Origin of the sequence: Dyadobacter beijingensis DSM 21582, from assembly GCF_000382205.1 — a bacterium.
Taxonomy (GTDB): Bacteria; Bacteroidota; Bacteroidia; order Cytophagales; family Spirosomataceae; genus Dyadobacter; species Dyadobacter beijingensis.
In genome coordinates, this window is sequence record NZ_KB907786.1 from 19,403 (window position 1) to 34,229 (window position 14,827).

Genomic DNA, 14,827 nt, shown 5'->3' on the forward strand with positions numbered 1-14,827 from the left:
ATTTAAGAACTATAAATTGTTTTCGTCAAAGCGATCGGTAATTGCCTTGCGTATGGCCTGGTGCGGACGCATACCCGTGTTGCGCGTACGAGGCACCGCGCGATCGGCCTGGGCGTTGGACTTGGCGCGCAATGCAAGGTTAGAAACCGTCAGATGGCTGTTGCGCCAGGCGTCGTATTCTTCCTCGTCCATCACGTCGCGGGTCACCTGGCCGTGGGCATAACCGTCGCCGAACGACTGGATGCGGCTGTCGGTCATCGCGTTTTTGCGTTCGTTTTCCAGCGCTTCTATTTCCGCCCGGATTTTTGCTTCTTCCACTTTCAGCTCTTCCAGCTTAGGCAACAGCCCGATTTCGTTTTCGAGAACGGTTTTCTGCGTCATGTGCTGGGTTACCACGAGTTGTAATGGCTCCATTTGTTTCAAGATCCGCTTTCTGCGTCGGCGCAGGCGGCCCAGTTTCGGGTCGATCTGTAACCAGCGGTACCAGAAGGCCTGCAGCACCGGCAGCGCCATACCCAACGACACCGCACCGGCAATTGCGAACAGCACGCCGCTCAGCACGAACGACAGCAATGCCCACGGGCTATTTACCAGGTCGAGGTTCAGCTGATCGGAGTTTTGCAATGCCTGCTCGATCTTTTTGGTCAATGCAGGACTGTCGACCGGTGCCCCTGTGAGCGGGTCGACCGCATTCAGTTGCAGGTTTTTTACGGATTTGTTGATAGCCTCTTTCAGCTTATCGGTACGGTAGGCTTCATAACGGAACCAGCCGAGCACGACGAGTGTCACAATCGCGAAAATCGAAAGAACCAGTTTAAAGCCCGCATACCGCGATCTCGCTTTCGGCGTGTCGTCCCGATGGTAAGGTTCTTCCACAAGGCGGTCGTAGGCCGGTTTCAGCAACACGGAAAGCATTGCCAAACCAATCGCGAATGCCCAGGCTTCATTGGTATTGCGGATGTTCAGCGCATAGGCTACGATCTCATGTGAAATGATGAGGTCACCTGCGATGAAGGAAATACCGGCGGCGAGGAATATCAAACCGGCAATGAGCGAATACGAAGGCGCTTTTTCGGCACGCCGGTCGCGGAGCTGCTCGGTTTGGGAATCGATCTCGGTGATCTCCCGCTCCATGTCTTTCATCTGGGTGGCGGCATTGTTGAGCCCCATTACCTCGTTTTGCAGTTTGCCGTAGGCCGTTTTGTGCTCGGTCAATGCCTGCTGGTTCCGGTAACGTGTTTCAGAAAGCTCCTGTTTCTTCTCGTTCAGCCGGTCCTCGATCCAGCCCTGGTTCACATTGCTGGACAAATAGTTCTCATATACTTGCCGGTCGATACCTTCAATTCCACGCGTATAGCCGTGTTGGTAATCTCCGTTTTCATTCAGATTTTGCTCGTTCATAACCATTATCAGGGTTGATCGAATGTGAGTTTGGGTAAAAAATCGCGCCATCGGGGCGTATCCTGGTCATCCTTTTACCACTATTTGCCTTTCTGGATCAGGTTGAGCTGCCGGGTTGTGAGCTCGTTTTTCATGCGGCGGGCCAGATAAAATTCGCTCTCAAACAGCTTTATAAGCATATCCCGCTTCGCAAAAAGGCGGTCGCGTTCCGTCTCCGAGTGGCTCTGCTCACGCAGCACCTGCCATTTTTTGACGCGCAGCTCATCGATTTCTTCCTGCAAAGTCTGGCATTCCGACTCCCAGTTGTAGTTATTTTCAACATAATCCTGCCGGTCGCGTCGAATATTTAACCAGATTTTCAAGTCATTGCGCAGGACGGTAATGTTGCTGAGCAGCAGTTTTCCTGCAAACAAAAAGAGGAAAAATACGAAAACGAACAGCGCAAACGCCTGCCACCAGGTCTGGTATGTGATCACATTCGCGAACACGAACAATGCCGCCGCAAAAGGTAGCCCGATTTCTTCCAGCAGCGATTTCCAGGTCACTTTCGAATCCGTATCATGGAAAAGTGAAATGCGGCCGAAAAGGCTGAACATCCCGGCGAGGAACACGCCGAGCGCAATCCACGAATTATCCGCAAATGCCGGTTTAAGCGATTCGCGGATCAGGAAAAAGTTACCGATGCACATGGCCGCGCATAGCGTAATGCCTATGAGCGTCCGCGGGAGGTGATGCTCTCCTTCCAAACGTGCCGCCGGGTTTTTCAGGCGGCCCTGTAATTCGTCGATACGGTTCTGTTTCTGACCAATGAAAAGGTTCAGCTCCTGAATGCGCTCGTTATGCTGCTCGATGTGGGCGATGTGGGAAGCCGCCAGGTTCGAGAAATACTTATGGATAATGTCGGTTTTCTCGTTCGGGTCGGATTCCGATAGGCCGAAAAGCACGCCCTCGTCACGCAATGTGTCCTCGTCTTCGAGCCAGTACGGGATCGGTACCTCTACTTTCGGAAGCTCCTGAACGGGCTGACTAGCGACGGGTTGTCGCGGATTAGCCTGCGCCATTGGCTGGGGAGCGGCCTGGATCGGTGTCGGCTGCGGGTAGGTCGGCTGCGCAGGAGGCGCCTGTGCCGCTACTGCCTGCACAGGTGCCGGTTGCGCGTAGGTTGGCGGGGCTGGTACCGCGGGGATAGCGGCCACGTAAGGCTGCCTCGTTGCGGAAACGGGAGTTGGATGGATCGGATTTTGTTGCACTGTTTGGGGAGGGGTGTCGTTAGCCTGAATCGGCTCGTCATCGTAAAATTCGTTTTCGTCGGACGCTCTCGGACGAAACCAGCTGGCAATTAATTCAGTCAGTTTGGCCATAGTTTTTCATGGGTTAGCCTGCGATTATCCATGAAAACAAACAAAATCGCTATAATATTGTGATGACCGGCTATTAAAAAAGGTAACGCGCTGGGGATTAGGATATTTCAAACATCTTCTGTAAAGCTTGCCAGAGCTTTTTCTTCAGATTCCGGTCGGCCTCTACAACAACCAGCGGATCGGCGAGCAGGAACCAGATTCCTTCCACCATTTTGTGCGTGTAAGGGACCAGCAGCAGGTCGAGATGGAGCTTGATCAGCGGTACGCCGAAGGAGATAAAGAAGTTCGTTTTTTTGCCCGAAAGCACGGTGCGGGCATCCTGGCCCGGCAGGTAGCTGAAATTGAGGATATCGCTCGTTTCAAGCGAATGGCCTACGGCTTTCAGGATACTGTCGAGGAACAATGCCTCGGACATGATCATTTCCTCCTGCTTCTCCTCGTCGATCAATACCAGCACTTTGTGGTTTAACGCAGGAAATGCAACGGCCGGTGGTACAGGTGTTTGTGCGGGTGCGGCCTGCGCAGGCGGCTGCGCCGCGATTGCGGGTGTGGCAGGGGGCGTTTGCACCGTTGGCGTTGCCGGCAATGCAGAGGCCGGAATGGCCGGTGTGGCTGGCAGGGTGGGCGCGTCGGCCTGTACGGTGGCCGGTGTGGGAATGGGCGGTTCGGGCTGCGGCTCTTCGACCGCGGGCGTTACGGGCAGCAAGCGATCTTCCAGCTGAAACAGGGTTTCATGCTGGTAAAGGATCTGAAAAAGCGCTACCGGCGAATGCTCCATAACTGTTACAAATGACCGAGTTCCATCCCCGGCTGGCTCCAAATGCCTATTTTCTGTTTGTTGGCAGCAATTTCCAGGGCTGCATATTCCCGGTCTTTCGAGTATTTTTTGAAATGCACGGCCAAACCTTTTTTGACCAATTCTTTATTCAAAACTTTGCCGTCGGGCAGTACCACTTCGCCCAGCAGGCGGCCATACTTGTCAAATTCGCCCTTGTGGCGGATGGTTACCGTTCTCCGGAAGCACTTCTCGCTTGTGAATTGCTTCGCATTGTTGTAAAAACCCATCCCGCGCTCGGGGCAGTTGACGTGCAAAAGGCGGATACGGATATTCTTGCCCATTCTACGCCCTGCCTTTTTGCCCGAATATAAAAACTTCAATTCAACGGTGTCACCGTCCTGGATACCAATTACTTCCGCTTTGAGCGGGCTGGGTAAATCACTGTTGCTGCGAAGCCGCTGGCTTTCCTCCGTCGACAGCGCGCACGAGGCGAGCATGGTCGGAGTACCGGTGAAAACGAGGAACAGCAGACAGGAAAATGCAAATCGGGAAATCAGGGAATGGAAACGAGGCACGCGAATTCAATGATAGGTTCAAGTGCCCAAAGATAGGTATTGTTTCCGATCAGTTCTGTTCCAGTTTGTACCACTTAATGTCCTTCAAAGGCGCCCTCCTTGCCACTGAGGCAGTTGGCGAATAATTTTTTTCGAGATAGTCGAGCACCGGTTTTTCGGCGTCGCCCAGTTCCCACAGGTTATGGTTGGCCTGCATCCAACGGATCTTCTGCTTCCAGCCGTCGCGGGTGAAACGGTTGGCGGAGATCAGTTTCGTGGAATGGCAGTTGGTGCATTGCGCTTTCACCATATACAGGTTTTCATCCACGATGAGGCCCGTTTCAGGGTCTTTTTTCGTCGTATCGGCCCAGGCAGCAGCCGAATGGCTGGTATCGTTAACCGTTGTCCCGGGCAGTGTTTGAAATACAATACCTGCACCGAGCAGGGCGATCAAAAAGGTTTTCATAAAATATCAGGATTGCCCGCAAGCATGATGGTCCAACATTATCCTACTTTGACGGCGATGCGCTCGCAGGCATTGTTCAGGTAACCGCCCGGGTTCCAGGCCGGTGTGAGCATCGGCTGCGCATTGCCTTTGTCGTCGATAGCCTTTACCCAAATTTCATAGTAGCCGTTCGTCGGGAATTTGACCTGGGTGTTCCAATGCTGCCACGCGAGGCGATTTACGGGTGCTTCGAGTTTGCATTCTTTCCAGGTAGCCCCGAAATCGATCGAAATCTCTACCTTTTTAACAGCGTGGTCGCCTGCCCATGCGTGCCCGCGTAATGCGAGCCCCTCGCCGGAAGCAATCATCGCGCCGGATTTCGGATACGTGATCAGCGACTTCACGGGCATGGATTCGATAATGCGGTAATACTCGTCGGTAGCCGGGATATCCGTGCCTGGCGCTACCGGGTTTTTAGGCATTTTGTAGCTGTGTCCTTCCATTTTGGAGCCGTCGTGCACCTTGTTGCGCACCGAAATGCCGCTCAGCCATTTGCCCGAAACGGAAGCCGGCCAGCCGCCGATTACCAGCCGGAGCGGGTAGCCGTGGAATTCGGGGATGTCCTGGCCGTTCATCTGCCAGGCGATAAGCGTTTCGTCTTCCATCGCCTTCGCAATGGGCACGCCGCGTGAAATGGATTCTTTTTTCGGATCGCGGCTCAAATGCAGGTCTTTGCCGTGATAACCTATATATACGGCATCGTTTTTAATGCCTACATCATTTAATATATCTTTCAAACGCACCCCCGTCCATTGCGCGCAATGCACCGCGCCCTGGCCCCACTGGTTGCCCGAAGCCTGCGGCTGGTAGCCCGACCGGCCATTTCCGCCGCATTCGAGCACGAGCTGATACGTATAGGATTTGAATTTCTTTTTCAGATCGGCGAGCGAATAGGTCCTGGGCGCTTTCACCGACTCGCCGTCGATGGTGAGTGTCCAGGCGGCCGCGTCGATTTTCTCGGGTACCAGCCCGTTGTTACGGATAAACATTTTGTCGACCGGTGTAATGCGGTCGTCGAGCAAATGCACGGGCGATTCCACATTCCAGGGTTTGTCGCCCTGCACGATCATTTCGGTGCTTTTTCCTTTCAATGCGTCCTTTTCATCGAGGAATATCGGGCGGTAACCTTCCGGCAAATGTTTGGCAAAAACAATCTGGCTGCCCATCGCAGTGGCCAGGGCGGCGAGGCTGCCCTGTTTGAAAAAATCTCTACGGTTCAATTCGGAATTCATCAACTGGTTCAGGAATACTTGTGTGACATCAATTTCAAATTTACATAAACCGTGCGGCTTAAAACACGAAAACATGGACAATTCGGGGCATATACCACAAAAAAGAGGCTACCGTTTCCGGTAACCTCCTCATAATTAATAGTGTGTCAGTCGAACTTGAACATTATTCACTCAAAAGTGCATGTATATGTCCAACAGGGAAAGTTTACGTAAATAGGTGTGATTATTTTTTGATAAACGGACCGGCAATGGCCAGTACCGCCTCTTTTGTCAATGGTTCGTCGAACGCTTCGGTGATGGCCGCATCGGTTTTGGATGCCAGTCCCTTGATGTTCACGCCGCCTTGCGTCATGTTGTCCTCACCTGCGTAAATAGCTGCTACCGCACCTTCTTTGCCCGTGATCCAGCCTTTCATGGCCGCATTGCCGAGCAATGTGGCCGCCAGTCTGCGGGCAACGGCCGCGTGCCGTGCTTCCACCGAATGCACCTGCAAAGCATATTCCAGGATTTGCGGATCCGCGATCAGCGCGCCCGCCTGTCCCTTGTATGCACGAACGCCTGTATCTTCCAGCGCACTCGAAACGGTCACAAAGGTTTTGTAGTTAGTAAAAACATCCCCGAATGCGCCGCCGTATTGGAAGTCGAAGGTCGGCTTCGCGATCGCCTTCGTGCCCAATGCTTTCACGAGGAATGCCACGTGCTGCGTTTCGTGCTTGCCGATTTGGGTAAAGATAGCCTTATCCGATGCCGGGATAAGGTTCGCGGCCGCATTACCAGCTTTGTAGAACTCGTCTTCGAGGTATTCGAGCGTGAGGGCGTAGTTAAGCACATCCACCGCTGCCGCCGATTGTGCAAACGCCTTGTTCACGACGGCCGCAAATGCGGTCGGTATCGCTGCCGCGGCAAGCTTGCTGCCAAATTTATTCATAAACAGACGGCGCGATGCGTATTCGAGACGTCCCGCTGCGTCACCGTCTATTTTCTGAAATTGATCTATGATTTTGAAGATATCCATGTTGTGTGATCCTTTAAATGTTGAAAATTACTTGCCTACGTTAGCGCCGGTGACGGTTTCCTTCACATAGCCTTTCACGGCCGAAAGAATGTCGGCAGGGGCTACGGCCTTGTCCATTCCGTTGGCGTCGATAATATCGTCGCCCGCGAAATCGGTGGATTTAGGCTTGATCAGGTCGCGGATCACCGCCGCATGGCGGGCTTCCACCGACACGATCTTTCCGGCCAGCAGCAAGTAATTAGGATCTTTGAGCAGTTTCCCGGCACCATTATAAGCGGCTACGCCGGTGTCCTCGAATAATTTCGCAGCTCCCAGCACCGCATCTTTCTTGGTGAAGTCGATGCCGGAGAAGTTAGGGGTCAGTCCCTTGATCGCCTTATCGCCCAATGCGGCCTTGAAAAAGTCGCGGTGGATGATCTCGTGATCGCGGATGTCGGTCAGGATTGCTTTTTCGGCATCGGTAATGCCTGCGTACGGCGTAGCGACCACCTGTGTGTAGAATGCTGCTTCCAGCTGTTCCAAAGCATATGCATAGTTGAGTACCCCAATGTCTCCCGAACCCAGGTCGACGGTATCACCTGTGCCGGGGATCATCGGATCGTCGTCGTCATCGTTGCAACCTGCGGCGATTACGATCGTTCCCAATGAAGTGGCTAAACCGGCTGAGCGCAAAAACAGACGTCTGTTAAAAACCGACGTGATTTCCCCTTCTCCTTTGCCGTGGGTTTTCTTCGTTTCTGTGTGTTTGTTCATAATAAAAGGTTGTGTTGAAACACTCTTCGTGTGTCGAAAGAGTTTTAGCAGACCTACGCAGCCCGGCGGACTTTAGATCAAACGTGTTGAAAGATGGTGGGAAAGGAAGAGCGGAGAGGGGAGAAAAGGTAGGATGGGGAAGGGAGGAAGGGAGAAGGGAGGAAAGGGAGAAGGGAAGGGGAATGAGGGGTGGCTAAATACGCAAAAAGAGTCCCTCGTGGGGACTCTCGATGCTTTCAGACTAACCGATTAATATTAAATAACGTTGAGTAAATAAATGCCTGAGGTATAATTCAATTAATGAATGTATAGCGTTAAGTTCTGGCAGTGTGTAGTATTTGTGCTACTTTTTGCTTATCAATAATTTCTACGCAAATATAACGGAATATGCAGGGAACAAGGAAATAATTGGTTAAAAAATTTTGAATTTTTTTTAGTTACTGTAATAAGATATGGTTACTTGGGCAAAGTGGTTATTAAATTTCACATATGTGACGTGAAATTCCACAACCTGAGGCACAGCTCCCGTTCCCGCCGGTTACACAGTTCGAAACAAAAATTGGTTAATAACTGATAATCAACTTTTTTTGTAGCTAACTTTCACTGGCACGAATATCTTTTCAAGTATACATTAAAAATTAAATGCCCGACTGATCATGCGAATAGCCCCGATAGCGATTGCCCTCTTGCTGCTTGCCGTTACCCCTCATGTAAACGCATCCATACAATCTCCGAAGGATGTGGCCGTTGTTGAACAAAGCAAAGTGGCCGTCAGGCCGGAGGACCTGCCCGAACCGGTGAAGAGCACCCTGGCCAGCTCGTACTCCGAATGGAAAGTGACGAGCGCGTATCTGGTTACACGTGACGATAATTCTCAGTATTACGAAATCAATATCAAGAGAGCGGAAGAAACTTCTACCCTTAATCTGGACAAGTACGGGAAGAAAGTCGACTGAAAAGTCGCTTGAAAAGTCCCTTCCAGGCTTGCAGCAGGCTCATGACGAAAAGCCGGAGAGATCTCCGGCTTTTTGGTGTTTGTTTTTTGTAATTTTACATCCGGCCCACTCGTTAATTAATATTTATTTTTTGAAATAGTATCACCCATGGCTCATCTGCTCCTCGTTGAAGACGATTCCACATTTTCAAAACTGCTCACCAATTTTCTCGGCAAGCATGGTCATCAGGTAAAGGTTTGTACAAGTATCAAAGAAGCCAGGGAGGCCCTTGGCAAAAATGCCGCGGAAGGGCCGTTTGAGGTACTGATGCTCGATTACCGCCTGCCCGATGGCAATTCAGTGGATTTCCTGAAAACGCTCAGGAGCGAGGGCAACCGCACACCGGCATTCATCATGACCAGCTTCCATGATGTTCGCACCGCGGTAACCGCCATGCAGATCGGGGCGTTCGACTATATCACAAAACCGGTGAACCCGGAAGAACTGCTAATGGTACTGAGAGAGGCGTTAAATAAAGGAGAGGTCACGAGCGTGAAAACGGCCCCGAAGGCCAAAAGCAGTGCGAAAGCCGACAAGCAGTCGCTCGATTACATCGAGGGACGCAGCAAAGTCGCCAAGCAGCTGTTCGAATATGTGCGGCTCGTGGCGCCTACCGATATGTCGGTGATCATCCAGGGCGAGAGCGGTACGGGCAAGGAACATGTGGCCAAGTCGATACACCGCCTCAGCAAGCGTGCCGACGGGCCGTTCGTCGCGATCGACTGCGGTTCATTGTCGAAGGACCTGGCGGCGAGTGAACTGTTCGGCCATAAGAAAGGCGCATTTACCGGCGCATTGCAGGACAAGATCGGGCAGTTTGAAGCGGCCGACGGCGGAACGTTGTTTCTCGATGAGATCGGGAACCTGAGTTACGATGTGCAGATCAAGCTGCTCCGTGCATTGCAGGAACGCATTATCGTGCCCATCGGCAGTACCCAGCAGGTGAAAGTGGATGTGCGCCTCATCGCTGCGACCAACGAAGACCTGATCGCCAATGCTGCGGCCGGTGATTTCCGTGAAGACCTTTACCACCGTTTGAACGAGTTTAAAATAGAAGTTCCCGCATTGCGGAAGCGCGGCGAGGATTTACCGCTTTTCGTACAGCATTTTGTGGATAAGGCCAATGAGGAACTCGACCGGAACGTGCGCGAGCTTTCGAAAGAGGTAATGGATGTTTTCCTGAAATACGACTGGCCGGGTAACCTCCGCGAGCTGAACAATGTGATCAAACGCCTGGTGTTGCTCTCCAAAGAAGAAGTAGCGACGCTGAGCGCGTTGCCGTCGGAAATGATTACGGCTATGGAAGACCAGCAGAAGCCTGCACCCGGCTCCGACCTGAAAGCGTTGCAGGAAACACACGAGAAGGAAATGATCGAAAAAGTGTTGCAGGAAGTGCGGTATAACAAAAGCAAAGCGGCCAAGTTACTCAACATCGACCGCAAGACTTTATATTACAAGATCGAAAAATATCATATCGAGTAGGAGAGCGCTTTTTCCTCCACTTGCTCTATTACTGACGCAGCGTCGTTTACGACCTGCGTCATTTCTTTTTCAGACACTTCCGATGCATTTTCGCGGAGCGCTATTTCGAGGTTCCTGAACCGGCCCGATAGATCCCGCGCGCCGATCTGCCCCGTGCGCCCGGCCATGCGGTGCATGAGCTCCTGTACGTGCTCGGGCTCGTTGGCCGCAATATGCGCACGTAACGATTCGATATCGGCTCGGGAGTCTTTCACGAACTGGTCGAGGATTTCGCGGAGTAAGCTTTCGTCGCCGAAAGTCATTTCGGTAAGCATGGAGAAGTCGAAATCCAGATTGTGGCTTGGGCTACCATTATCACCCGCATTGCCATTACTGCTCACCGCAACGGCTTCCGGCAGCGCGGCGTGGGCTGTCGGTGCCGTATCCTTTTCCGAAGACGATTCGAGCAATTCCAGTAATTCCCTGGAATGGAATGGTTTCATCAGGTAGCCGTCGAAACCCATACTGAGTAGCTTCTTGCGCTCTTCGGGCAAGGCCTGGGCAGTAAGCACGAAAAACTGTACGTCGGCAGGCGCGTATTTGCGGAGGCGCTTCACAAGTTCGGCACCGTTCATGCCCGACATCCGCATGTCGGTCAGCAGGAATTTCACCTGATTGTCCCAGGGCCGGCTCAGCACTTCCTCGGCCGAGGAGAATGCGGTATGCGGTATCCCGTTCATTTCCAGCACCGACGAGCACCATTTCAATATAAAGGCATCGTCGTCTACCAGCCAAACCTTGCCGTTGATCTGGTAACTTCTTTCCGGCGCTTCCTCCGCCATTTCCATTGCTTCTGCCTTTTTCATGCCGGCGGTGACAAAAAAAGTCGTGCCCTCGCCGGGTTTGCTGGTGACATGGATATTGCCGCCCATGCCTTCCACCAACGCTTTCACAATGCTGAGTCCCAGTCCGGTACCGCCATACCGCCGCTGAATAGATGGATCTGCCTGCTCGAACTGGGTGAAAATGCGTTCTACCTGCTCCTGGGAAAGTCCGATGCCGGTATCTGCAATCTGATATTCGATCCTGAACTGGTGGCCGTTGTCGTGGCCTGCCACCCGGAGGACGACTTCGCCGTTCTCGGTAAACTTTATTGCATTAGTCAGCAAATTGTACAGAACCTGCCGCAGCCGGAACGGGTCACCATGCAGGTACAGGTTCGGGGTAAGCTTGTTTTCAAGCCTCAATATCAATCCTTTGGACAATGCATTGGGCCGCAACACCTGCACCACTTCATTGAGAAGCTGATTAATGGAAAATACCCGGTCTTCGAAAGTAAAGCGGTCGGAGATAATGCGGCTGTAATCCAGCACTTCGTTTACCAGGTACAGCAAATGCTCCGATGCCGAATGCAGTGTTTCAAGGTCCTGTTTCCGGGGTTTTTCCTCGTTTTTCAATGCTTCTGCATAACCGATAATGGATTGCAGCGGCGTGCGGATCTCGTGGCTCATATTGGCCAGGAAGCGCTGCTTGGCCATGCTGTGGTATTCGGCTTCCTCCTTGGCTTCTTCGAGGAGCTGGCGGTAGTCGTTACTTTTGGTGATGTCGGCAAAAATGAGGTAGGCCATTACGGCGGTCAGTAAAAAGAAGCCGAGCATAATCCATTCGAGGTAATCAATGCTGCCTTCTACCATTTTCCTCGCGGCGGCGCTTTTCCCGTCAGACTCCGAGATCACCTGATTTTCGACCTCGTGCATCGTATCCAGGAGTTGCTTCACAAGCGAGTTCCCTGCCGTTGCCAGCTCCTGTTCCCGGTCCACGAACGACACCGCACGTTTCTTTTGGGATTTTTCAATGGCATGGACCGCTTGCCCCACTTTCACGATGGTACTATCCTTTTTAACAATGCGGATCGTATCCACCTGCACATTGACTTCCTGCTTCTGCACCGTCCTGGTGGGCTCCGGGGTAGTCGTTTTATTCTTTTTATTATTACCGAATACACGTCCCAGGAAGCCTTTTTTCTCCGCTACGGGGTGTTTGGCGGTGTCGGGGACCTGGGTGATGACGGTCGTGGTGGTAGTCCGTTTTTCGGTTTTGACAACCGTGCTGTCAGGCTTCGGTTTGGTGGTGATCAGGCCGGAAATGGATTTGACTTCGTCTTCAAAATCCTTGTTGGTTACCAGCTTAGAGCGGATTTTGACGTAATCGCCATAAATTTTTTCCCGTTCCCGCAGGATCTTTTTCATCGAATCGATCCGGATCACCTGCATGGGATCGCTAAGGCTAAGCATGCTGAGCGTATCGAGCGTGGCTGTCAGTTCCACGGATTGCGCGAGCACTTTGTAGTCTAAAACCTCGCCTTTCAGTTTGCGCTCGTTTTGCAAATGGTCGAGCGTGAGGATTTCCTTGAAAATCTTGTTCACGAGCCGCATCTTGTCATCGGGCGTCGACAACGTTTCGAGCGTCATGAGCATATTATTGAACGCCAGCCTGCTGGTCACCCAGGAGGCTGCCAGCGCCACGGAGGCAATGAGGAAGCCAAGGAAAATTTTCCCTTTTACCGATTTTAAGAAAGACGGGCCACGTAACGTCGACATAGGTTTGTATTGCATTTCAGTACCCAATAACGCATTTTCAACGGCAAAACGTGCCATATATCATGCATCTGTCTGATTTGCAGTGTGAATATAATGCTTTAAAATTTAATGTAAACAGCCTGACATTCAACTAAAAAAGGCTGCCTCCATATCGGGAAGCAGCCTTTTTTTAATCCACGGCCCAGGGTTACCGGGGCCGCGAAATTATTTGGCAAGCGAATTAATCCACGCCGCGATCTTCGCAGCTTCTGCCTTCGGAACCTGCGGCATCGGCGCCATTGGCGTCGCATAGTCAGGCCAGTTCTCCGGCTTCGGTGCGTAGATCAGTTCTACGATCTTTTCGTTGCTGTATTTGCGTTTTGCAACATCGGCATAGGAAGGTCCTACCACTTTCTTGTCCGGCGCGTGGCAGGCAAGGCAGGTGTTTTTCGCCAGTAATGGCTTCACTTCTTCCCAGGTTGGCGCTTTTGCGGCTGCTCCGGCTTTCGCAGGAGTCGCTTTGCCTTTGCCGTCCGGAGAAACGTGCTCTTTCGCAGGCTCAGTCGAAACAGATGCCTGTGCTTTGCCCGAACGGGTTGTTTTCAGGTCCGAAACCTTCAATTTATCGCCGTCGGGAATGTTATTCAGCGTATAGTAAGCATCCGGGTGCACGAGCGACCAGCTGTTCGACGAGGAGCGAACGCCTTCGAGCGAGATCTTGTGTACATAATATTGCTTCATACCGTCGAGCACAATGCGTACTTTCTTGTTGTCGTCAGATACCTTCACACCGGTGATCTTCACATCTTCCAGGTTGATCTGCGGGCTGCCGTACACGGGATAGTGCTTGTAGAGGTAGCTGCTCACCTTGTAAGAATCCAGGTCTTCCGCCGATTTGCGGTCAACAGGCATGGTGAATTCGATTTCGAAACCGTCCGGCTGCGCCTTCACAGTGTACATTTCGAAAGGCATTTTGCCGTTCCAAACGAGGCGCTGCAAGCCCTGGTTGGCATCACCTGCCGATCCCCAGCCACGGTTGGTTTCGCCGACGAACATCGATCCGTCCTTGTCAAATGCCATACGCAGTACACCTGATTGGAACCCGCTGCGGAAGCCGATGCTGGCACCCTGATATTCGCCTTTTACTTTCTCCATCACGATACGCATGATGTTGCTTTGTCCCTGGTCGCCCACGAACACCTGGCCCGTGAATGGGCCGAAACCGCCTTTCGTATCGTCGAGGATGAGCTCAGCGGTAGACACACCGTGTACACCGTAAGGCAACCAAACAGCCGGAAGCTGAACCATATCGTACTTCTGTTTCAATTGGTACAGGAACTGCGGTTCTTCGCCCAATGTGTTTTCAGGCTTGATCGCGCGGTCCTGGGCATTGCGGTGCTGGCGGTTGTCGCGCTCGGCGAAGAATTGCTTTTCCGTCAGTTTCACAGGCGAGTTAGGCAACCCGGCCCATTTCAAACCCGCAGGGTGGCCCATGAAGCCGCCTTTTTTAACCTGGAAAATCGCGCCGGTACCCATCCAGTCACCCTGGTTATCGGTGTAGAACAGCTCGCCGTTCAGCATGCTGATACCCGCCGGGGAGCGCACGCCGGTTGCGTAGGGTTCGTATTTACCGTCGTTGGTGATGTGGAAAATCCAGCCACGGCCTGGTACGCGGCTTTCGCCTCTCCACCATTCTTCGTCACCGAATGCAACGTTACCACTCACGAAGAAGCTGCCGTCCGGAGCCAATTTGGGACCAAACGAATATTCATGATAGTGACCCGACAATGGCCATGCGTACACCGTTTCGTAAACGTCCGCCTTACCGTCTCCGTTTTTGTCCACGAGCTTTGTCAATTCGCCGCGCTGTGCGCAGTACAATGCACCTTCCTTGTAAGCCAAGCCCAGGATTTCGTGCAAGCCCGTCGCGAATTTGCGGAAATAGGGTGTGCGGCTGGTAGGGTTATCTACGATCCAAACCTCACCACGGCGGGTCGAGATCGCCAGGGAACCGTTGGGCATCGTCGTCAGACCACCTACTTCGAGGATAATGCCCTCGGGGATCGGCGGGGTCACGATTTTATAAAAATCTTCTTCTTTCGGAGACTCCTGCGCTTTCAGCGTAGACAGGGAGGCCAAAAGTGCAAATGCTATATGAGCCAGTTTTTTCATTGTCAATCAGAAATAATAGGG

12 protein-coding genes are annotated in these 14,827 nt (G+C 52.3%); 2 read left to right on the forward strand and 10 right to left on the reverse strand.

Features of this window, described 5'->3' with window-relative positions:
- Positions 1 to 9: 9 nt before the first annotated feature.
- The 8 genes from H144_RS0100105 to H144_RS0100140 all read right to left on the reverse strand — a co-directional run bounded on the left by H144_RS0100105 (position 10) and on the right by H144_RS0100140 (position 7,599).
- Positions 10 to 1,401, reverse strand: a complete 1,392-nt coding sequence (locus H144_RS0100105) for a hypothetical protein (protein ID WP_033402373.1) — start codon at positions 1,399 to 1,401, stop codon at positions 10 to 12.
- A gap of 80 nt (positions 1,402 to 1,481) precedes the next feature.
- The gene (locus H144_RS0100110; protein ID WP_019939983.1) at positions 1,482 to 2,762 is read right to left on the reverse strand and encodes a hypothetical protein; all 1,281 of its coding nucleotides are present in this window, start codon (positions 2,760 to 2,762) and stop codon (positions 1,482 to 1,484) included.
- Between the two features lie 97 nt (positions 2,763 to 2,859).
- Positions 2,860 to 3,540, reverse strand: a complete 681-nt coding sequence (locus H144_RS33105) for a hypothetical protein (protein ID WP_051100026.1) — start codon at positions 3,538 to 3,540, stop codon at positions 2,860 to 2,862.
- A gap of 5 nt (positions 3,541 to 3,545) precedes the next feature.
- A complete protein-coding gene (locus H144_RS0100120; RefSeq protein ID WP_229207817.1) occupies positions 3,546 to 4,115 on the reverse strand; it encodes a thermonuclease family protein in 570 nt (189 codons plus the stop codon).
- A 49-nt stretch (positions 4,116 to 4,164) separates the two neighbouring features.
- The gene (locus H144_RS0100125) at positions 4,165 to 4,560 is read right to left on the reverse strand and encodes a hypothetical protein (RefSeq protein WP_019939985.1); all 396 of its coding nucleotides are present in this window, start codon (positions 4,558 to 4,560) and stop codon (positions 4,165 to 4,167) included.
- Positions 4,561 to 4,598: 38 nt separating this feature from the next.
- Positions 4,599 to 5,831 (reverse strand): sulfite oxidase, encoded by a 1,233-nt coding sequence (locus H144_RS0100130; RefSeq protein WP_026350266.1) that lies wholly within the window; start codon positions 5,829 to 5,831, stop codon positions 4,599 to 4,601.
- Positions 5,832 to 6,054: 223 nt separating this feature from the next.
- Positions 6,055 to 6,846, reverse strand: coding sequence for a ferritin-like domain-containing protein (locus tag H144_RS0100135; RefSeq protein WP_019939987.1), 792 nt, complete (start codon positions 6,844 to 6,846; stop codon positions 6,055 to 6,057).
- Between the two features lie 27 nt (positions 6,847 to 6,873).
- A complete protein-coding gene (locus H144_RS0100140; RefSeq protein ID WP_019939988.1) occupies positions 6,874 to 7,599 on the reverse strand; it encodes a ferritin-like domain-containing protein in 726 nt (241 codons plus the stop codon).
- A gap of 656 nt (positions 7,600 to 8,255) precedes the next feature.
- Here H144_RS0100140 and H144_RS0100145 point away from each other — a divergent pair.
- Positions 8,256 to 8,555: a hypothetical protein gene (locus H144_RS0100145; RefSeq protein WP_019939989.1), complete on the forward strand. Its 300-nt coding sequence runs from the start codon at positions 8,256 to 8,258 to the stop codon at positions 8,553 to 8,555.
- Positions 8,556 to 8,702: 147 nt separating this feature from the next.
- Positions 8,703 to 10,076: a sigma-54-dependent transcriptional regulator gene (locus H144_RS0100150; RefSeq protein ID WP_019939990.1), complete on the forward strand. Its 1,374-nt coding sequence runs from the start codon at positions 8,703 to 8,705 to the stop codon at positions 10,074 to 10,076.
- Here the strand turns inward: H144_RS0100150 and H144_RS0100155 are convergent.
- Together H144_RS0100155 and H144_RS0100160 are read right to left on the reverse strand one after the other, a co-directional pair.
- Positions 10,064 to 12,655 carry a hybrid sensor histidine kinase/response regulator gene (locus H144_RS0100155; RefSeq protein ID WP_033402375.1) on the reverse strand — a complete coding sequence of 864 codons (2,592 nt, stop codon included), beginning with the start codon at positions 12,653 to 12,655 and terminating at the stop codon, positions 10,064 to 10,066. The two genes, H144_RS0100150 and H144_RS0100155, sit on opposite strands and share 13 nt — an antisense overlap.
- Before the next feature lie 204 nt (positions 12,656 to 12,859).
- Positions 12,860 to 14,806: a c-type cytochrome gene (locus H144_RS0100160; RefSeq protein WP_019939992.1), complete on the reverse strand. Its 1,947-nt coding sequence runs from the start codon at positions 14,804 to 14,806 to the stop codon at positions 12,860 to 12,862.
- Between the last annotated feature and the right edge of the window lie 21 nt (positions 14,807 to 14,827).